Annotated in this window: 16 protein-coding genes; all 16 read right to left on the bottom strand. The window is 65.5% G+C overall.

Translation table 11 applies throughout. From position 1 onward, the window contains the following. Positions 1–227 precede the first annotated feature (227 nt). Positions 228–494, bottom strand: coding sequence for a hypothetical protein (locus DCO48_RS09725; RefSeq protein ID WP_116550388.1), 267 nt, complete (start codon positions 492–494; stop codon positions 228–230). Continuing rightward, complete coding sequence (locus DCO48_RS09720) at positions 491–1,783, bottom strand: motility associated factor glycosyltransferase family protein (RefSeq protein ID WP_116550387.1); 1,293 nt, start codon at positions 1,781–1,783, stop codon at positions 491–493. The genes DCO48_RS09725 and DCO48_RS09720 overlap by 4 nt, the downstream gene beginning before the upstream one ends. A gap of 71 nt (positions 1,784–1,854) precedes the next feature. After that, on the bottom strand, positions 1,855–2,781 hold the full coding sequence (locus tag DCO48_RS09715; protein WP_116550422.1) for a ketoacyl-ACP synthase III: 927 nt from the start codon (positions 2,779–2,781) through the stop codon (positions 1,855–1,857). A gap of 224 nt (positions 2,782–3,005) precedes the next feature. Beyond that, positions 3,006–4,055: a pseudaminic acid synthase gene (pseI, locus tag DCO48_RS09710; protein ID WP_116550386.1), complete on the bottom strand. Its 1,050-nt coding sequence runs from the start codon at positions 4,053–4,055 to the stop codon at positions 3,006–3,008. Further along, entirely contained in the window at positions 4,045–5,523 is a 1,479-nt protein-coding gene (gene pseG / locus DCO48_RS09705) for a UDP-2,4-diacetamido-2,4,6-trideoxy-beta-L-altropyranose hydrolase (RefSeq protein WP_116550385.1), read from the bottom strand. The genes pseI and pseG overlap by 11 nt, the downstream gene beginning before the upstream one ends. Further along, positions 5,520–6,245 carry a pseudaminic acid cytidylyltransferase gene (pseF, locus tag DCO48_RS09700; RefSeq protein WP_116550384.1) on the bottom strand — a complete coding sequence of 242 codons (726 nt, stop codon included), beginning with the start codon at positions 6,243–6,245 and terminating at the stop codon, positions 5,520–5,522. The genes pseG and pseF overlap by 4 nt, the downstream gene beginning before the upstream one ends. Continuing rightward, entirely contained in the window at positions 6,238–7,428 is a 1,191-nt protein-coding gene (gene pseC / locus DCO48_RS09695; protein WP_116550383.1) for a UDP-4-amino-4,6-dideoxy-N-acetyl-beta-L-altrosamine transaminase, read from the bottom strand. The genes pseF and pseC overlap by 8 nt, the downstream gene beginning before the upstream one ends. Positions 7,429–7,654: 226 nt before the next feature. Further along, positions 7,655–10,558: a TIGR00180 family glycosyltransferase gene (locus tag DCO48_RS09690; RefSeq protein ID WP_116550382.1), complete on the bottom strand. Its 2,904-nt coding sequence runs from the start codon at positions 10,556–10,558 to the stop codon at positions 7,655–7,657. 54 nt (positions 10,559–10,612) lie between these two features. After that, positions 10,613–11,347 carry a cephalosporin hydroxylase family protein gene (locus DCO48_RS09685; RefSeq protein ID WP_116550381.1) on the bottom strand — a complete coding sequence of 245 codons (735 nt, stop codon included), beginning with the start codon at positions 11,345–11,347 and terminating at the stop codon, positions 10,613–10,615. After that, the gene (locus tag DCO48_RS09680; protein ID WP_116550380.1) at positions 11,344–12,441 is read right to left on the bottom strand and encodes a class I SAM-dependent methyltransferase; all 1,098 of its coding nucleotides are present in this window, start codon (positions 12,439–12,441) and stop codon (positions 11,344–11,346) included. The genes DCO48_RS09685 and DCO48_RS09680 overlap by 4 nt, the downstream gene beginning before the upstream one ends. Further along, positions 12,431–13,294 (bottom strand): NAD(P)-dependent oxidoreductase, encoded by an 864-nt coding sequence (locus DCO48_RS09675; protein WP_116550379.1) that lies wholly within the window; start codon positions 13,292–13,294, stop codon positions 12,431–12,433. The genes DCO48_RS09680 and DCO48_RS09675 overlap by 11 nt, the downstream gene beginning before the upstream one ends. Then, positions 13,291–14,514, bottom strand: a complete 1,224-nt coding sequence (locus tag DCO48_RS09670; RefSeq protein ID WP_116550378.1) for a class I SAM-dependent methyltransferase — start codon at positions 14,512–14,514, stop codon at positions 13,291–13,293. Before DCO48_RS09670 ends, DCO48_RS09675 begins: the two co-directional genes overlap by 4 nt. Further along, positions 14,511–15,071, bottom strand: a complete 561-nt coding sequence (locus DCO48_RS09665) for a dTDP-4-dehydrorhamnose 3,5-epimerase family protein (RefSeq protein WP_116550377.1) — start codon at positions 15,069–15,071, stop codon at positions 14,511–14,513. Before DCO48_RS09665 ends, DCO48_RS09670 begins: the two co-directional genes overlap by 4 nt. Further along, a complete protein-coding gene (gene rfbG, locus DCO48_RS09660) occupies positions 15,068–16,150 on the bottom strand; it encodes a CDP-glucose 4,6-dehydratase (RefSeq protein ID WP_116550376.1) in 1,083 nt (360 codons plus the stop codon). Before rfbG ends, DCO48_RS09665 begins: the two co-directional genes overlap by 4 nt. Beyond that, positions 16,132–16,905, bottom strand: coding sequence for a glucose-1-phosphate cytidylyltransferase (gene rfbF, locus DCO48_RS09655; protein WP_116550375.1), 774 nt, complete (start codon positions 16,903–16,905; stop codon positions 16,132–16,134). Before rfbF ends, rfbG begins: the two co-directional genes overlap by 19 nt. 157 nt (positions 16,906–17,062) lie before the next feature. After that, a complete protein-coding gene (locus DCO48_RS09650) occupies positions 17,063–20,650 on the bottom strand; it encodes a glycosyltransferase (protein ID WP_116550374.1) in 3,588 nt (1,195 codons plus the stop codon). Between the last annotated feature and the right edge of the window lie 95 nt (positions 20,651–20,745).

The raw sequence follows: 20,745 nt of genomic DNA, 5'->3' as shown, positions 1-20,745 counted from the left end.
ACGAATTCCTCGTTGGATGGATACTGCGGCTTCCGGCCCTGGCATCCGCCGGGTGTGGCCTAGAGAACCTTCGTAATGGTTATCGTCGGGAATGCGGGTTGCTTTAGGGCTTTAGCAAAAAAAAATGCCATCACGCTGCCACCCCCCGTAAATCATGGCGTGCAGCCCGGCCGCGCGGGCTTGAGCGAAAACGCGGAATGTGACGACGGTCACATTTCACCAACACGTCAGGCAGAAGCTGCCTGATCGATCAGGTGTACCAGTTCGTACTCGAGGTAATCGGCCAGAGCGATCCAGTCCTGCCCCTGCTGGGCCGCCAGCAACGCCCCGAGCACCTGTGCCGACTGCGCGCGCAATGGCTCCGGCGCCTGCTCGAACAGCGCCAGCAAGCCGTCGAGCAGCTCGACCATGCGCAACGCCCCTTCCACATCGCGCCCCAGGCGGAACAACCCGGCACAGTCACGTGCAGCAAGCAGATGCGAGCTGGCATTCATTGGCAGAACTCCGGATCGAAGTGGGTGCCGGCGATCAGCGCGCCGGCCCGGCTGGTGTTGTAGAAGCGCACCTGCGGGTGGCGGGCAATGAAGCGCTCCAGCTCGCACAGGTAGCTGCGGAAATTCAGTTGCGTGCGCACGCGCTGACCATTGCCGTCCAGCACCCAGTGGCGGGCCACCGCCAACTGAGGGCCGAGGTCACCGTCGTCCCAGCCGGTATGGGTTTTGCCCATCGGGAAAGCGAAGTCGGCGCCGAACAGGGTGACCCGCGTGCTCCCCATGTGCACCGCCAGGTCGACCGCCGGATGAATCACGCTGCCACCGACGAACAGTTCCCCGCGCGGAATCGCCTCGCGCACCTGCGCATACAGGGCGCTGGGCGAGTAGGCGGCGAAACGCGGGCCGCGCCAGGCGGCCAGCAACTCGATATCGAGCATCGGCATGTAGACCAGCGCAGTGTCGGCCGAATCGGCCGCCGGCAGGTGTCGGCTGCGGATATTGTGATCGACGCTGACCACCACATCCGCCTTGATCCCGGCCCTGAGCAGCGGCAGATACGCCGTATCGACACAGATGAACAACGGCCGTTCGGCCTGCTGGCGAATCCGCGCCAGCGCCGGCAGATGCCCGGCCAGGGTCGGCCCCGTACCGATGACATAGCACGCGCGCCCGACACCACTGCCGAACAGCTCGCTAACGTCGCGATCCTGGCGCAGCAATGGCAGGCTGCTGTCGAGCAGCGCCAGCAGGCGCGGGTCGGCCGCAGCGAACGCGCGATTGTTATCGGCCAGGTGGGCTTCGCTGATCAGTCGATCACGAATCTTGGCGTTGAATTCATCGGCCAGCACCAGCTCGGCCGGCAGGGCGAAAAACGGCAGCATGATTTCCGCGCGATCGCCGGCATAGGCCAACTCGACCCGCGGATCGGCCAGCCAGGCCGACTGATCGAGCAGCTCCAGCACCAGCTTGAACAACGCGCCGTTGAGCACCTGGACATGCAGTTGTTGCAGTTCGGCACGCTCAAGCAAGACCGTCTGCAGGTCGCCCAGGCCAGTGCCGTAAAGATGCAGTCGGGGCGCCTGCGCGGGCAGGCTGGCAGCCTGGAAACGGGCCTCGGCCAGCCGGTCATGGCGACTGCTGAGCTGGATACCCTCGACCTGCAGTGTCGAGCCCAGCCCTTCGACCAGTTCGACCTGAAGCGCTGCGGCGGGCTCAGCGAGGACCCGCTCGGACAGCGCCGGCCAGCGGGCCTGGAGGATGGCAGCGTTACGCTGGAAAAACTCGCTCATGGGTTGGAGCTTCCCTTGCCTGCGAAACGCCGCAGATTACCGCACCGGCGCGGTTTTATCAGCCTTGCGGATCAAGCGCGATAGATGATCGCCGAAGCCCACGACAGACCGACGCCGAAACCGCTCAGCGCCACCCGGTTCCAACTGCCGTCGAGCACGTGCTTTTCCAGCAGCAACGGAATGCTCGAGGAGACGGTATTGCCGGTCTCGACCATGTCCTTGACGAACTTGCTGGGGTCTTCTTCGAAGCGGCGAGCCACAGCGTCGACAATCGCAGCGCTGCCCTGGTGAATGCAGAACGCATCGATATCGGCAGGCTTGAGGCCCGACTCGTCGAGCAACTCATGCAGGTGCGCCGGCACCTTGAGCAGCGCAAAGTTGAACACCTGGCGGCCGTTCATGAAGAACACCCCGTCGCTGACCTTCAGGTGCGGCGCGCCGGAACCGTCGGTACCGAACTTGGCCTTGCCCAACTGCCAGGCAGCCTCTTCGCCCATCCAGGTCGCGGTGGCGGCGTCGCCGAACAGCATGGTGGTGTTGCGGTCTTCCGGGTCGACGATCTTCGAGTACGGGTCGGCAGTCACCAGCAGACCATTTTTCAGGCCAGCAGCTTCCATAAAGCCCTTGATGGCGTAGATACCGTAAACGTAGCCCGAGCAGCCCAGGGAGATATCGAACGCGGCGACATTCGTCGGCAGGCCGAGCTTGTCCTGAACGATCGCAGCGGTATGCGGCAGGCCTTCCTCGTCACCGTTCTGAGTGACGACGATCAGCGCGTCGATGGACTCGCGCTTGAGTTCCGGGTTGGCCGCGAACAGGGCGTTTACTGCTTCGACGCACAGATCAGAAGTTTCTTGTTCTGCGGTTTTGCGCGGCAGAAACGCCGAGCCGATCTTGCCGAGGATGAACGCTTCATCCTTGTCGAATTTGGCGCCTTGCGCGTAGTTGTCGAGGCCGGCAGCGGGCACGTAGCTCGCAATGCTTTTTATGCCAATCATCATGGCTTCCCAATAAATAACAGCTCTATATCACCGCTCGCAGGATTCGAGGAGCGCCAAAAAACGGGTTTTTCCGCGCGCCGATCAATGGGCGGACGGTCAAAGGGGCAATGCCTGGGCATGCCCCTTCCATTCACGGTTACAGACAGAGATGCTTGCTCTGACTGATAGGTCACGAAATTCCCCAGACAATCGCATATTTTGCCTGGCGCCGTCACCCGCCCTCAGTCGACCAGCGACCAGTCCAGCGCCGTACCGCGTTGCAATGGCTGACGGGCCTTGCGCCCGAGCAGAGCGTCCAGGTGCCGTGGCGCCAGGCCCAAGCCCGGGCGAATGGCACGCACGTTGGTGTGATCGAAGATTTCTCCTTCACGCATGTCGCGCACGACGTACAACGAGCGGCGGAATCGGCGCGAGGCTTCTTCGGCGGCGGTAGCGCCGTAGCGCACCTTGCCCAGCGATTGCCAGGCCCGCTCGGTTTCCAGCACCAGGCCGGCCAGCTCATGCGGTTCCAGCGAGAACACCGAGTCGACGCCGCCAGCCGCACGATCCAGGGTGAAATGCTTTTCCACCACCGTCGCCCCCAGCGCTACCGCGGCCACCGCGACGCCAACCCCAAGGGAATGGTCGGACAGCCCGACTTCGCAACCGAACAGCTCGCGCAGGTGCGGGACCGTCAGCACGTTGCTGTTTTCCGGGCTGGCCGGGTAGGTGCTGGTGCACTTGAGCAGCACCAGGTCGCGGCAACCGTGGGCGCGCGCGGTGCGTACCGTTTCGTCCAGCTCGGCGAGGCTGGCCATGCCGGTGGAGATGATCATCGGCTTGCCGGTGGCCGCCACCCTGCGAATCAGTGGCAGGTCGGTGTTTTCGAAACTGGCGATCTTGTAGGCCGGCACACCGAGGCTTTCGAGAAAGTCCACCGAGGTATCGTCGAAGGGCGTGGAGAACGCCAGCATGCCATGCGCGCGCGCGCGCTCGAAAATCGCCGAGTGCCATTCCCAGGGGGTATGAGCCTTTTCGTACAGCGAGTACAGCGAGGAACCCGCCCACAGGCTGTTCTTGTCTTCGATGAAGAACTCGCCATGCGCGAGATCCAGGGTCATGGTGTCGGCGGTGTAGGTCTGCAGCTTGAGCGCATGCGCCCCGGCCTTGGCCGCTGCGTCGACGATCGCCAGGGCCCGTTCCAGCGACTGGTTGTGGTTGCCACTCATCTCGGCAATGATCAGTGGCGGCTCGCCTGCCCCGACGCGACGATGCCCGATGTTAAAACTCATGCTGCGAATCCTTGAGAGAACGTTCGAATAGACACTCGCCACGGCTGAAGCCGGCGGCGCTGAACAGTGCCAGGGAGGCCTGGTTATCCGGCAAGACCTGCGCTTCGATAACCTCCAGCTCCGGCCAGGCGGCTACAACGGCCTGCTCGCCACGCGCCAGCAGCGCCCTGCCCCAGCCCAGACCGAAACGCCCCTCGAACAGGTAGATGGAAACCCGCCCGCGCTGCGCCGTGAGTCGGTCGTAGCGAAGCATGCCGACCGGCCCGTCGCCGGCCTCGGCGATCAGCAGCAACCGCTGCGGGTTGTGCAGGGTGGCCGTCAGCCAGAGCAGATGCCGCTCCCAGCTCAGTGGCTGGCTTTCCAGCGACCAGCGCCGCACCGCGTCGGCATTACGCCCGTCGAACAGCAATTGCGCGTCGCGTGCTTCGGCCCGGCGCAGTTGCAGCCCGGCACCGCACAGCGCCACCGCGACGCGGCGGGCGCCCAAGCCATCCACCAGTGCGCGACTGTGGCTGGCAAAACTCTGGCGCAACGGTGCATTGCCCAGCAGCAAAGCCACCGCCTCGCGCAGGGCCGCCAGCGTGACCTGCGCCGCCTCGCCGAGGTACAGGTGCACCCCGGCCCGCGCCAGCGCTTCGGCGTTGGCCCGCTGGTTGTCCGCCACGCACACGCACAGGCTCGGCAAGCCGAGCAAGGCACGCTCCCAGGTGGTGCCGCCACCGGCGCCGATAAACAGGTCGGCGGCGGCCATATGGGTCGGCAAGTCCTCCAGGTAGTCATGCAACTGCCAGTCGGCCCGGCTCGCGCAGAGTGCCTGCAACGCCTCGCGCTGCACGTGCTGCAGGCCAGCGACACAGGTGACCTGCAGCCCCTCGAGCCCGGCGAGCGCCTGCAGCGTCTTGAGCACCATGCCGGCCACATCGAAGCCACCGAAGCTGACCAGCACGCGCCGGCCGTGCGCTGCCAGCGGCTTCGGGGGACGAGCAAAGGCCGGGCGGATCAGGGCGAAGCGCGGCCCGAGCAGGCGCCGCGCGGTAGCTGGCAGCAGCGCCGCATAAAGCGCCGAGCTCGCGTTGAAATTCTGGTTCAGCAGCAGATCGGCAGCCTGCGCGCGGTCGCCCAGGTCATCGATCACCGCGACCTGCCTGGCAAAACCGCGCGCGGCCTGCTGCCAGCGCGCGTCGAGGGCATAATGGTCGACGATCACCCAGTCGAACACCTGCCCGGCCGGCAACAGCGCCGACAGCCGGGCGATTTCACCTTGCCAGTCTTCACCCGGCTGCGGTTCCAGCCCGAACAGCGGATAACCGGCCTGTTCGATGCGGGCCTGCAGGTGCCCGTCGAGCAGTACACAGGCAAAACTCACCTGTGCGCCCAAGGCACGCAGCGCGTCGGCCAGGGTCAAACAGCGGGCAATATGCCCGGTACCGATTTGCGCCGACGCATCGGCGCGAATCAAACACCTCAAAGATCCAGCTCCCCGCCAGCCTGCAAACCGGCATACAGGTACTCGGCGCGAATCCAGTCCTCCTCGGTGTCGATGTCCTGCACCAGGTGGCGCGGCACGATCACCGGCAGGCTGTGCTCGGAGAACAGCGCCGCGCCTTCCAGCCAGGCTTGCCGACGCCCCCAGTAGAACTGCCCGGCATCCTGGAAGGTCGCCGGCAAGTCTTGCGAACGGGTGTCGCGAAACTGTGGGTACAGCGCGGTCAGGGCGCCATCGCCGGTCAGGGTCAGCGCGCGCTGGATCGGGAAGCCGAAGCCGCACACCGAAAAGGCAAAGGCGCGTTGTGGATGCTGCTCCAGCAACGCCAGCCCGTCGCGCAGGAAGCGCGGGCGCAGGAACGGCGCCGTGGCGTAGATGCAGCAGGCATAGTCCGGCAGGTAGCCCTGCTCAGCCAGTTCACCCAGGGCATGCACGATCACCGCGCGGGTGGTGGCATGGTCGTCGGCCAGGTGCGCCGGGCGCATGAACGGCACTTCGGCACCATGTGCCAAGGCCACCTCGGCGATCTGCGGGTCGTCGGTACTGACCACCACCCGGTCGAACAGCTCGCTGGCCAGTGCTGTCTGGATCGAGCGCGCCATGATCGGCAAACCCTGGAACGAACGCAGGTTCTTGCCGACAATCCGCTTGCTGCCACCCCGTGCGGGAATGATCGCAACCGCCCCCCCCTGCACCTCAGGCATTGGCCGCCTCCTGTCGCTGCGGCAACACCACCAATTGCTCGCTCAGGCGCGCAACCACTTCGTCCTGCTGGGCATCGCTCATGCCCGGGTACAGCGGCAGGCTGATCGCCTGCGAGTAATAGTGTTCGGCCTCGGGGAAATCGCCCAGGGCAAAACCGCGCTCGCGGTAGTACGGCTGCAAGTGAATCGGAATGTAGTGCAGGTTCACGCCAATACCGGCCTGACGCAGTGCCTGGAAGATCTGCCGGTGCGACGTCGCCAGTCGCTCGGTGTGCAGCCGTACCACGTACAAATGCCAGGCCGAATTGGCCTCGGGCTGGGCGCTCGGCAGGCTCAATGGCAAGCCTTGCAGCAGTTGCGCATAACGCGCCGCCAGGGCCCGCCGGCGCTCGACGAAACGTTCCAGACGGGCCAGTTGGGACAACCCCAGACCGGCCTGCAGATCGGTCATCCGGTAATTGAACCCGAGGATCAGCTGTTCGTAATACCAGTCGCCATGACTGGCATCGAGCATCTGCTGCGGATCGCGGGTCACCCCGTGGCTGCGCAGCAAGCGCAGACGTTCGGCCAATTGCGGGCGATTGGTCAGGACCATGCCGCCTTCGGCGGTGGTGATGATTTTTACCGGATGGAAACTGAACACGGTCATGTCGGCGAATTCGCCGCAGCCCACCGGCACGCCGGCGTAGCTGGCACCCAGGGCATGGGCGGCGTCCTCGATGAGGACAAAGCCGTAGCGTTTGGCCAGCGCGGCAATCGCACGCATGTCGGCGCTTTGTCCGGCGAAAGCCACCGCCACCAGCACCTTCGGCAGACGCCCGTCGCGCTCGGCCTGTTGCAGCTTGACCTTCAATGCGCGCGGGTCGAGGTTCCAGGTGAGCGGATCGATGTCGACGAAGTCCACTTCGGCGCCGCAATAGCGCGCGCAGTTGGCCGAGGCGACGAAGCTGTTGGGACTGGTCCAGAGCCAGTCGCCCTCGCCCAGGCCAGCGGCCAGGCAGGCGATGTGCAGGCCGGCGGTGGCATTGCACACAGCCACCGCGTACCCGGCAGCACACCGTTGGGCTACCGCCTGCTCGAAGCGCTCGACGGTCGGCCCCTGGGTGAGCCAATCCGACTGCAACACCTCGAGGACGGCGTCGATATCGCTCTGCTCGATGTTTTGCCGGCTGTAGGGAATCATGCCGGCATCTGCTTGAGCCCGCCGCTGAACGCAGCGCAACCCCTGAAGGTGGAAACGGACTTTTCGTAGAACATACCTAGATCCTTGCTGGAGCAGCGCCAGGCACAAGGCCGGCGCTTCCCGAGACTGCATTCGCCGGGCGCGGTCAGAAACGTTTTTCTGACCCCAACGCTGTTTATGCAACCCCGAAGCAAGATGCAGGCCATTCCCTTGGCCGCGCCTACGCTCAGTCGATCAGGCGATTCCAGTCAAAGTGCGCAGGGCCCGCGCCGAGGTCTTCGGCGTGCACCGCGCCCTGCCACTGCGCCGACCATTTGGCGCGCAGCGCTGCCAGAGCAGCGGCGTTGTCCGGCAGAACCCCCGGATGAACCACCTGCACCTGCGGCGTCCAGACCGTGAGCAAGCCGGCGTCGGCCACTTTCAGGCACAGATCGACGTCGGCATAGGCCTCGGCGAAGGCGTCCTGGTCAAAGCCGTCGAGCGCGCGGAACAGCTCGGTACGGATCATCAGGCAGGCCGCCGATACGGCCGGATAGTTCTGCTCGACGTTAAGCCGATCCAGGTAACCACCAGCGCCCTTGGCCTGGCCGACAAACGCCGCTTCTACCTGCCCTTGCGGCGTCAGCAGCAGACCAGCCTGGGTGACCTTGCCATCGGCATCCTGCAGGCGCGCGCCGACCACGCCCACTTCCGGACGTTGCGCCTGGTTGAGCAGGGCTTCGATCCAGTTGGCGTTGACCACTTCGGCCTCGGCGTCGAGCACCACCAGGTACTCGCCAGCGATCTCGCTGCTGGCGGCGTTGTACAACGCGGCGCGGCTAAGGCGCTCAGGGCTTTGCAGCACGCGCACCTTGCCCTTGACCTGCTGCAACAGACCGAGCCATTCGAGCAGCTCCGGCGACTGGCTGGCGTTGTCGGCAATCAGCACTTCGTAGCGCAGGTAGCGGGTGCGTTGCAGCACGCTGTCCAGGCAACGTTGCAACGTCAGCAGATTGTCTTCGCTGAGCAGCACGATCGAAACGAGTGGTCGCTCGATGTGCCGGTAGTCGATTTTCAGCGTGCCTGGCGTGGCGGCCGTGACCTGCGCCTTGTAACCACGGCTGGCAAGGTGGCGGGTCAGGGTCTGGCGGGCGTGGGCATTGTCTTCCAGCAGCGGTGCCTGGGTGATCAGCAACGGCTCGTCGAGGTGCGCCAGGCCACTGAGACCGCCCTGCTCGATCAGGCGCAGGAGCAGGTCGAACTCCAGCGCATCGCTGTACTCGGCCGCATAGCCACCGGCCTCCACCAGCACCTCGCGGCGCACCAGCCAGTGCCGTGCCATCAGCGCCGGGTGGCTTTGCAGCAGGTCGAGGTTGAAGCCCGGACGCAACAGCTCACGCCAGGCACCATCGGCCTGACGCTGGATCTCGTCGACGGCGACCGCGCGGCAACCGCCAGCATTGCGCAGCTCCAGGCTGGCACGCAGCAATCCGGTAGCCGTGAACTCGTCGCCGGCCTCGGCCAGCAGCAGCCAGTCGCACGACGACTGCTGCGCCACCTGGTTGAGCTTGGCCACGTAGTCGTCCTTGCTCACCCGGACGAAATGCAGGGTGTTCTGTGCCGTAGTGAGCGTGGCCGGCACGCCGGTGGTGAACACGACAATGCGGAACGCCTTGCTCAGGCCACCGAGCAGGCTGTCGAAGGTGGCCTGGAGTTTTTCCTGGTTATTGTCGAGATCAAGCAGCAGCAGGCCGAACTGCGGCCCACCCTGGAACTGCGCCAGGTGCGCGTCGATCAGCGCCTGGGTGCCAGCCGCCGGACGTCGGTTGGCCAGCCAGTTCAACAGACGCCCGGAACGCATGCGGTCAAGCACGTCGCGGCTCTTTTCGATCGACACGGCCTCCAGGCGCTGGGCCCAGGCGAATAGCGGTGCGGCCTCATCCGGCTCACCGTGGTCGCGCAGGTGCTCGGCCAGCCGGCGTACCACGTCACGGTTGAAGGCGTTGGTTTCCAGCGCCTCCACCAGCCGGCCCTTGATCGTCGCCGGGGTGTCGGTGACGCGCACCTGCAGCAACTGCTCCTGATGCAGCAGTACTCCCTCCAGGCGCTGCAGTTGCAAGCGCCCGGCCGGCATGGCATGGATGAGGAATTCGAAGCGGGTCAGCTGGTCGAAGAACGCCTGGTTGTAGAACGGCATCTCGACGTACTGCACCGGCAGGAAACGCCGCGACGGCCCTGCCTCGATGTCGATCCAGCGCGAGGAGAATACGGTTTCCATGGTGAGCGACTTGCGCTGCCGCAGGCACTCGGCCATGGCCTGGAAACTATCCAGCGCCAACTGCCGCACCTGCGGCCCCTGCATACCTTCGATCAGCCCCGGCACGCCGGCCAGGAAGCCGGCGAAGTGTTCGCGCTCGGCCACCGACTTGGGGTCGGTGAAGCTGAGCACGAAGATCACTTCGGTCTTGTGCTCGGAAGTGCCGTAGTTGGCTTCGCGCACCGCATACGGGATCGGCAGGATCCGCGCCTTGGCCCGCGCCAGCAGGTAGAACACATGGCCGATTTCCTGCCATTCGAAACAGGTGCCCTCGGGCAGCAACTCGAACCAGTCGCGCAGCAGTTCGGTGCGGGTGACCGCGAAGAACGGCGGAATGAACTGGCCCATGTAATCGAGCACGCGCTGCGCACCGCTGTCGGCGGCGTAGTCTTCGCAGACCTTCTTGTCGCGACGGTAGTAGTTCACGTGGGTGGCTTCGGCCAGGTACATCATGCTGTAGCCATGGCACATGCCGTAGTCGGGGTTGGCTTCAAGGAAGGCCACCGACTGCCCAAGGGCATCGTGCAGAAGGAAGTCGTCATCGGCGGCAAAGGCCATGAACGGCGTGCGCACGCGCTCGACGCCGTACTTGAGCTTGGCCTGGAAGCCCAGGTAGGAGAACTGCGGCAGATGCAGGTACTCCACCCCCGGGAACTCGGCGGCGATCTGCGCGGCCGACTCGCTGGACGAGTCCAGCACCAGCAGCGTGCAGGGGAAATCGCGGTAGTACTGCAGTGTCCGACGCAGGAACGCCGGACGGTTGTGGGTCATCAGTACCAGCGTGAAACGCTCGCGCAGATCTGCCCCGTGATCAATTCCTGTAATGCCTTGCATAAACTTCCCCAGCACTGGCCGAACGCCCGATGAACTCAATTGAAGTGAAACGGCTCAGCGCACCCGGCGCAGGTAGCCATCCGGTGCCACGGTGACCAGCAGCTTGTGCTGCACTTGGTAGTCGATCTCGAAATCGCGGTTCTCTTCCAGGTAGGCCCAGACGGCGGTTTTCGGGTTGTCGCCCGGCCCCCATGGACGGTCCGGGAAGAACTCGGCCGGCATGTCTTCGACCACCGTGTCCATCACCACGCAATAGCTGCCCAGCGAGACCAGCGGTGCGTAGAGGCGCAGCTCTTCGAGCACGTGCTCGTGGGTGTGGTTGGAATCGAGGACCAGGATGACTTTTTTCCCGGCCGCCGCAGCACGCACCTGCTCGACGATGGCGGCGTCGATGCTCGAACCTTCGATCATGCTGATGCGCTTGCTCATCGGGTGCGACTCGATAGCCTCACGGTTGTGCGGGCGAATGTCACGGTCGATACCCAGCACTTCGCCATGGCCCTGCAGTTCCAGCAGCGAGGCGTAGTAGATGATCGAACCGCCGTGGGCGATGCCGCACTCGATGATCAGGTCCGGCTTGACCTGCCAGATGATCTCCTGCATCGCCATCATGTCCTGCGGCAGCTGGATGATCGGCCGGCCCATCCAGGAGAAGTGGTAGCTGTACTTGTGCTTGGCCGATTCGTTGAAGAATTCGCGGGCCAGGCCCTTGAGTTTTTCATCCTGGCCCTGCGCGGCGATTTCGGCCTGGCATTCGGCTTCGAAGGCTTTGATCGGAGTGTCGGTCATTGTTCGGTCTCTGCTTGCTGGTCAGTGAAAGTCGCGCTGTCGACGGCGTGATAGACATAGCGTCCGGCCGTCATGCGGCGAATTTCTTCGAGGTAGTTGGAATTCATCACGAACAGGTTGGCGCCCTCGGGCAGGGCGTCGAGCGCCTCCTGCGGCGAGGACACGCGCAGCCCGCTCAGCGGCAGGTAGCGCCCCTGCTTGGCCGGGTTGATGTCGACCACCCGATCGACAGCAGCCCCGGCCCGCTGCAGGAACAGCGAATAGATCACGCCCTTCGACGACGCGCCCCAGATGGCCGCAGCACGGCCGCTGTCGGCCTGGATGATCTGCACGGCACGCGCCAGGCTGGCGCTGAAGTCGTCGGGCAGGGTCAACGCTTGCCCCGGCGTGTGGTTCGGCGCGCGCAGGCTGGCCAGGTCGGCAACGATGTACAGGTACTGGCCACCGAACAGGTGACCGGCCTCCAGCACCGTACCGAACAGCCGTTGCAGGTCGGCCAGGCGGAAATAGTTGACGTGTTCGTAGAACAGGTCGAACCAGGCCTTGTGCTCGATGATCCAGTCCAGGCACGGCACTTCGATGTAGATCAGCCCGGCGCCACCATTGGCGGCCGCGATCTCGCCGAGGAAGCCCACCGGGTCGGCGATGTGTTCGAGCACATGGCGCAGCACGATGGCGTCGGCCGAGAGGTCCAGCGCACGGGTAAACGGCGCCTTGATCACCTGCGGGTTGTCGCCTTCGTAGGCCGGGTCGATGCCGGTGACCGCGTAGCCACGCTCACGCAGCAGCTCAAGGAAATAGCCTTTGCCGCAGCCGACTTCGATCAGGCTCTGCCCGCGAAAATGCCGGGCGACCAGCGCCTCGACATCGTCCAGGTGGCGCTGGAACTGGCCAGAATGCGCCTGCTCGTTCTGGTAGTCGCTGTCGTAGCTGAGCTTGGCGGCATCGAAGGCATCGTTGTACACCAGGCCAGTGTGCAGGTCCTGCACCAGGCGCATCTCGGCACTGGCCGAGGCCCGTGCACTCGCGGCGTCGGCAAAGGTGCGGTTCTGCAGCACCGGCAAGCCGGTGGCACGGTACAGCTCATGCTTCATGTTCTGCTCCCAGCAAGGCCTGCAAACGGCTGGCATCGCCCCAGAAGGCCATGGGTTCGTAGGTTGGATAAGGGTAGTGGCCGAGGTTCAGGGCCATCTCGACGCCACGCGCCGCACAATGCGCCTCGACCAGCCGGCGCACCGACACTGGCTGGCCGCTGCAGCAGTTCACGGTGCCGCTGAAGTCGTGCTGGAGCAGGTTGGCCAGGTAGCCGGCAGCACGCTCTATCGGCAGGAAGTCGCGCAGTTGCTCGCCGCCGGACATGTCGAACCGCGTCTGGCCGCTGTCGATCGCCCGATCGAGGGCGGCCAGCAGGCTGCTCGGGTTCTGCCCGCGGCCATGCAGGTAGAACAGCCGCACCCATTGCAGGGCGAACGGCATTTGCTCGCGCAAGGTTTCCAGGAACAGGTGCAGACTGTGCTTGGCCAGGCCGTACGGCGTATCCGGCTGGCAGCTCAGGGTTTCGCTCAGCGCACCACTGTGCTGGCCGTACTCCAGGCAGGTGCCGCTGACCTGCACCCGCGCGACCCCGGCTTCGACCGCGCGCTTGATGAAGGCGTAGTCGGCCATCAGGTTGTGTTCCAGATGGAACAGCCCGCGGTAGTTCGGCAAGCCCGGCCAGGCCAGGTGCACCAGCGCGTCGGCGCCGTCGCACAAGGCGCCGACGTCCAACTGCGGGTCGTGGATATCGGCAGCGACGAACTCGACCCGTTCGAACCAGCCCTGAGCCTGGGCCGGTGCCAGGCGCCGGGCCACGGCGCGCACCTCGCAGCCACGGGCCAACAAGGCGTCCACCACATGGCTGCCAACGAAGCCGCTGGCACCGGTGACCACTACTTTGCGCACCCTCACAGGACGGTCAGTTCCGGCACGGCGATCACCAAGCGCCCGCCCCACTCACGCACCTGCGCCTGCTGCTCGCCGACTTCCTTGAGCAGGTTCCACGGCAGCACCAGCACGTAGTCCGGTTGCTCCAGCGCCAGGCGCTCGGGGGCAACCACCGGGATCCGGCTGCCCGGCAGGTACTTGCCCTGCTTGTGCGGGTTGGCATCGGCGACCCAGGCCAGCAGGTCGGCTTTGACCCCGGCGTAGTTGAGCAAGGTATTGCCCTTGGCCGCCGCCCCATAACCAACCACACGCTTGCCTTCGGCCTTGGCCTGCAACAGGAAACGCAACAACTGATGCTTGATGCGCTCGGCGGCCGGCGCCAGGGTGCTGTAGAAGCCCGGCGTCGCAACCCCGACCTGGCGCTCGATACCAAGCAGGCGCTGCACCGCGGCGTCGATCGGCTGCGCGCCACCGCTGCGCTGCACCAGCACGCGCAACGAACCGCCGTGGGTCGGCAGTTCCTGCACATCGAAGATTTCCAGGCCGTTGCGCGCACAGAGGATGTTCACGGCCGTCAACGACAGGTACGAATAATGTTCGTGGTACAGCGTGTCGAACTGGTGTTCGGCTATCAGGCACAGCAGGTGCGGGAACTCGAAGGTAGCCACCCCGCTCGGCTTGAGCAGCGTGGCAAAGCCGCGCAGGAAGTCGTTGATGTCCGGCACATGCGCCAGCACGTTGTTCGCCGCCATCAGGTCGGCCGCCCAGCCCTCCTCGACCAGCGCCTGGGCGCTGTGCTCGCCGAAGAACACTTCGCGAATCTCCAGGCCCTTGTCGCGCGCGGCGGCAGCGGTACTGCGGGTCGGCTCGACGCCCAGGCAGGGAATGCCGCGCGCCGCCACGTACTGCAACAGGTAGCCGTCGTTGGCGGCGATTTCCACCACGCGGCTGTCGGCATTCAAGGCAAAGCGCTCGACCATCTCGCCCACATAGGCCTGGGCATGCGCCAGCCAGGACGACGAGTAGGAACTGAAGTAAGCGTAATCGGCGTCGAACAGTGCATCGGCGCGGGTGTAGTCCTCGGTCTGCACCAGCCAGCACTGCTGGCACACGGCGACCTTCAGCGGCACCCAGGCCTCGGCCTCGGCCAGTTGCGCTTCGCGCAGGTAGGCATTGGAAGGTGGCGCTGTACCCAGGTCGATCAACGGCAGACTCAGGCGCGTACCACAGCCACGGCAATTCATGGGTGCACTCCGGTGAAATGTGGGTCCAGCCAGGGATGGCCTGCATCCCGGGCCGACAGATTCTTGACAGCTAGCGGCCAGCGGATCGCCAGGCGCGGATCGTGCACCGACAGCCCGGCCTCGACACCCGGCGCGTAGTCGGCACTGTGCAGGTAAAGCAGCTCGGCTTCGGCACTGAGCACCTGGAAGCCGTGGGCGAAGCCGGCCGGGATCAACAGGCTACGGCCATCGCCGGCGCGCAGGTGCTCGGCATGCCAGTGCAGGAAGGTCGGCGACCCTGCACGCAGGTCCACCGCCACGTCCCAGACGTCACCGCGCAGGCAGGTGATCAGCTTGGCCTCGGGCTGCGCGCCGAGTTGGTAGTGCAGCCCGCGCACACTGCCCTCGCCGACAGTGTGCGAATGGTTGATCTGGCGCACATGGAACGGCGCACCAAGCGCGCCCAGGCTGCCTTCGCAGAAGAGCCGGGCGAAGCGCCCGCGGGCATCGCCATGCGCCTTGTGTTCGACGCTGAAGAGACCGTCCAGAGCCAGCGGATGCAGGTGCAGATCGCTCACGACAGCTCCGCATACAGGTTCAATTGATCGAGGCTGATCGCGCGCATGTCATCGCCACGCTTCCAGGCCAGGTGCCACTCAAGGGTGTGTTGCAGGCATTCAGCCAGCGACCAGCGCGTGCGCCAGCCCAGCAACTGGCGGGCCCGCGCACTGTCCAGACGAAGCAGGCCGGCTTCGTGCAGTTCGCTGGGCTCAACGCGCACGCCCGGCGCTTCCGGCCACTGCCGGGCGAGGCGCGCGACCACTTCGCCGACGCTGCACATGTCGCCCTCGCCCGGGCCGAAGTTCCACGCGCCGGCACTGGCCGGGCCTTCGCGGTACAGCCGCTCGGCCAGTTGCAGGTAGCCGGCCAGCGGCTCCAGGGCGTGCTGCCAGGGGCGTACTGCCTGCGGGTAGCGCAGGGTCACCGGCTCGTTGGCCGACCAGGCCTTGAGCACATCGGGAATCAATCGTTCCGGGGCGAAGTCGCCACCACCGAGGACGTTGCCGGCCCGCGCGGTCGCCAGGGCCAGACCGTGCTCGGCATAGTCCGCCGCCGGGAAGAACGACGCCGCATAGGACTGCGCCAGCAGCTCGCAACAGGCCTTGCTGCTGCTGTACGGGTCATGCCCGCCCAGCGCCTCGTTTTCGCGGTAGGGCCATGGCCATTCCTGGTTGGCGTAGACCTTGTCGGTGGTCACCAGTACGCACGCGCGCACGCCACCGACCTGGCGGATTGCCTCCAGCAGGTTGAGGGTGCCCATGACGTTGCTCGAATACGTACCGAGTGGGTCGCGGTAGGCTTCGCGCACCAGCGGTTGCGCGGCCAGGTGCAGGACGATTTCCGGCTGGGTGTCGGCCACCACGCCGAGCAAGGCGCCGAGGTCACGCAGGTCGCCGCGCACGTCGTTCAGGTCCTGGCCGACACGGGCCAGTTCGAACAGGCTCGGCTCGGTGCCGGGGTCCAGCGCGAAGCCGGTCACCTCGGCGCCAAGCTGGCGCAACCACAGTGCCAGCCAACTGCCCTTGAAGCCGGTGTGGCCGGTCAGCAGCACCCGCTTGCCACGCCAGAAACGCTCGCTCAGGCCCATTGCTTCCATGGGGCCTCCCCACTCTGCCACAGCTGTTCGAGGTGATTCTTGTCGCGCAGGGTGTCCATCGGGTGCCAGAAGCCGTCATGCTGGAACGCCTGCAACTGCGCCTCGGCGGCCAACTGGCCGAGCGGCTCGGATTCCCACGAAGTCTGGTCGTCGGCAATGTAGCCGAGCACTTTCGGCGACAGCACGAAGAAGCCGCCGTTGATCCAGCCGCCATCGCCGCGCGGTTTTTCGATGAAGCCACTGACGCGGTCGCCATCGCGCTCCAGGGCACCATAGCGGCCCGGCGGCTGCACGGCGGTGACGGTGGCCAGCTTGCCGTGCTGCAGGTGGAAGTCGACCAGGGCGCCGATGTTCAGGTCGGAGACGCCATCGCCATAGGTGAAGCAGAACGCCTGCTCCCCTTCCAGGTAGCGCGCGGCACGGCGCAGACGGCCGCCGGTCATGGTGTCTTCACCCGTGTCGACCAGGGTCACTCGCCATGGCTCGCTGTAATTCTGGTGCACGTCCATGCGATTGTTGCACATGTCGAAGGTGACGTCGGAGGTATGCAGGAAGTAGTTGGCGAAAAAATCCTTGATGGCGTAGCCCTTGTAGCCAAGGCAAATCACGAAATCATGGATTCCGTGCGCGGAGTACTGCTTCATGATGTGCCAGAGAATTGGCTTTCCACCGATCTCGATCATCGGCTTGGGCTTGAGATGCGACTCTTCGCTGATACGCGTGCCCAGTCCGCCGGCCAGAATTACCGCCTTCATGTCATCCCCTCTTGTTCGTCACCGGGCCTGCCGGGAGCAGACCCGCCGGATAAACCGAGACAGCGCTCGATTTATGGCGATATGACAGGGGACTAGCAGGAAACGGGCCAGCTCGCACGCGTCGAGCTGGCGTCGTGCAACCCCGGGGCTGACGCCCTCAGTCAGGCATCCAGCCGGTGTACCAGTGCTGGCAGTTGTCGGCGCGCAGCACGTAGTCGCGCAGCACTTCCTCGCGCAGACGATCGCCCATGCGGTAACTGGCATCGGGGTCGGCCAGGTGCATGCGGATCGCCTCCAGCCATTCCTCGGTGGTGTTGCGCTTGATCCGCGTGCACGGCAGGTAGCCACGGTACGCTGCGGTGTCGGTGACGATCACCGGGTAGCCGCAGGCGCCGTACTCGAGCAAGCGCAGGTTGCTCTTGCAGTCGTTGAAGATGTGGTACTCCAGCGGCGCCAGGGCCAGATCGAGGTTGAGGCTGGCAAGCTTGGCCGGGTACAGCTCCAGCGCCACCGGCGGATGGAACTCGTGCAGGTACGGCCGCAGCTCCGGCGGGCACATGCCGAAGAACACCCACTCCACCTCATGCGCCAGGGTCTTGACCACCTCGGCGATCACCTCTAGGTCGCCGGTGTGGCTGGTGCCGCCCCCCCAACCGATGCGCGGCTTGCGCGAGGTGCGGCGCTGGCTGCGCAGGTGGGTCCAGAGACGCTCGGCGAGCATGTTCGGCACCACGCGGATGTCGTGGTGGGTGTCGGCCAGGGCATCGGCCAGCGGCTGGGTCGACACCACCAGGCGGTCGCAGCGCGCGATACCGCGGCGCAGCGAGCCTTCGAGGTCACGCGGGGTGTGTTTGAGGTGGCCGTTCTTCTTCGGCACCTTGATCACATAGTCGTCCAGCTCGTAGATGCAGAAACCCTTGGAGTAGGTCTTGAGTCGCTCGATTTCCTTGACGAAGCCTTCGGTGTAGCGACCCTGCAGCACCACCACGTCCGGCGACGAACGCTCCAGCTCGACGCTGGTGGGGATCTCGAAGAACTGCTGCTCGGTTACCCAGCCGGCGGCCTCCAGCTCGACCAGCGGCTGGATCACCCGATAATGGCCGACCGCGGTCTTGTTCATCGGCAGGGCCAGCACATGCGGCAGCGAGCGCCCGACAAAGGGTTTCCAGCCAGCCTTCAGGCCAGGGTCGAGGCAGAAGCTCGAACCGTTCAGTGCCAGGTTGATGTTGTACGCCGGGTCGCGGGCGACCACCGGCATCCAGGTCTTGAAGAAGGTTTCATGCTGCTCGGCCAAGCGGCCCTGGCGCTCGGCCTCCTCCTGCGCATCGACGGCGCGCCCGGGCTGGCTGTCGAGCACCATCCGCGCCTCGGGCGTCCAGACCACCAGGTAGCCGGCGTCACGCAGGCGCAGACCAAGGTCGACATCGCTGAAAGCCAGGCTGTAGACGCTATCGTTCAGCCCGCCAAGGTCGAGGAACACCTGCTTGCGCACCAGCATGCAGTCGGCACCGACCACCGAATAGTTCTGCGCCACTTGCAGGCGCTGCATGTAGCCACCCGCCTCCAGCGCTTCGCCGACGAACGGCGAGCCGACCGCCCCGCGCAGGCCGAGCACACCACCGGCATGCACCACCAACCCCTCGGCGTTGTACAGCTTGGCGCCGACGATGCCGACTTCCGGCCGCTGCGCCTGACTGAGCATGGCGTCCAGCCACTCCGCCTCGGTGACCACGGTGGCCGGGTTGAGCATCAGCAGGTAATCGCCCTGGGCATGCCGCGCCGCTTCGTTCTGGATCGCAGCGAAACTGGTTTCCTGCGCCAGGCTCAGCACCCGCAGCTTGTCGCTGCTCAGCTGCTGCATCGCCGCCACCCAGGCACGGGCCGCCTCCCCTTGGCTGGCGTTGTCCACCACCAGCACTTCGTAATGCGGGTAGGCGGTCTTTTCCAGCAGCGCTTCCAGGCACCGCTCCAGCACCGGCAGTTGATCCTGGACAGCAATCACTACGCTGACCAGCGGCTGGCTGGCATGCAGGTAGCGCACGCGGTTGATCGGCCCCCCATGGTTATCCAGGCGATAGTTCACCCCCAGGCGCTGCAGGTGCGCATCGAGCAGGCGCGGGTTGTCCTCGCACACCGCCGCCGACGACAGCCAGGCGGCAAAGGTGCAGGACGACTCCACCAGCACTTCGGGAATATGCTCGATGGCCTGCGGGCCGTCGCGCTCCAGCAGTCGCCAGATCAGGTCGTGCGGCGCCAGCTCCTGATAGCCGGCACTCAGCCCGCCGAGCGCGAGGCAGCGCTCGCGGGAGAAGGCCAGTACCCGCCCGGTGTAGGGGTAGCCACGTAGCAGGTCGAGGTTGAAATCAGGCTTGAACACCGGCTCCACCGACTCGCCGTCGAGCAGCCCACCCTCGTCGCCGTAGCAGCAGGCCATCGCCGGAAGGCTGACAATGCGCTCGGCCAGCAACATCAGGCTGAACGCGCCAAGGCGGTCGCCGGCACGCAACAGGTAGAACCAGTCGCCGTCCAGTTGCTGCACCACCTCGTTGAGTTGCTGGCCCCAGTCGGCCTGCAACGCCTGCACCTGCAAGCGGCCATCGAGGCTCGACGGCAGGCGCGCAGTGGACAGTACCCGAATGGACTCGGCCGGATAGCTTTGCCCGGCCAGGCTGTCGAGGGTCAGTTGCAGCGCTTCGCTGTCGCCGTCGCGATCAATCACCACCGGCACGATGCGCGGGCGCCAGGCCCAATGCTGGCTCAGGCGCATCAACCGGGCCAGTACCAACGGGTCCTGGCGGCAGGCCAGCCATTGCCGGTACAGCTCGGCGAAACTGTCGCTGTGACTGCCCACCTTGGATTCCTGGATAGCCTGCAGGCCGCGCAGTACGTGCACTAGGAACAGGTTCTCCCAGACCCGCTCGACCGGCCCGGCATCGGGCTGGAAGATCTGGATACGCACCCAGCCGGAGAACGCGTCGCGCTCGCCCGTGCGCGCGGCGAACATCTCGCGCAGCCACTGCGCCTCGCCCGGCGCCACCGCCTGCACTTCCGGCTGGCGCCGCAACTGCGCAGGGTGCAGGCGCTCCATGCACAGCACTTGCGCGGTCACCAGCAGGTGACCACGGCGCAGCAGGCAGACGAACAGGACGAAGTCGAGCATGGCGACGAAGCCCTGCCCGACCTGGGCCAACGCCGGCAGCAGCTCGCGCAGATCGCTGGCGCGCAACAGCACCCCGCTCAGGCCGCCAATGAAGTTCAACTGGCGGGTCTCGAAGAAATCCAGCAGGTCGTCGCCGTTGAACAGCGTGTCGCCAAAGGTGAACGAGCTGTTCTCCAGGCGCTGCGGCAGAATGTGATCCTCGGCATCGATCAGGTGGCGCCGACAACCGACCAGGCTGACATCGGCATGCGCCTGGAACAGCTGCACCTGGCGGCTGACACAGTCGGCCAGCAAACGGTCGTCGTCGCAGAGAAACTTGACGTACTCGCCCTGGGCCTCTTCCAGGCCACGCAACAGGTTGCCGCTAAAACCCAGCGGTTGCGGGTTACGGTAGTAATACAGCGGGCAGCGCGCCTGCACGGCCAGTTCGTTGACCAGCGCTTCGATCTGCCCGTCGCGGCTGTCGTCGCAAACGATGATCTCGAGCGGATCGTAGTTCTGCGCCAGGGCACTGACCAGTGCGGCGCGGAAGAAGCGAGGGTTGCAAGCAGGGATGACGAGACTGACAAGAGGCGCTGGGTTCACGGGGATAACTCTCGACCGGCGACCGCCGCGCAAGGCGCGCAGCAGTCAGGACCGTAGGGAAAACTGCTCGCCGCGCCGCCAAACCCGGACGGGCT

It is taken from the genome of Pseudomonas sp. SDI, from assembly GCF_003105155.1.
GTDB lineage: Bacteria > Pseudomonadota > Gammaproteobacteria > Pseudomonadales > Pseudomonadaceae > Aquipseudomonas.
The sequence above is the reverse complement of the archived record's forward strand: the minus strand, read 5'-3'. Positions and strand labels throughout refer to the sequence as shown.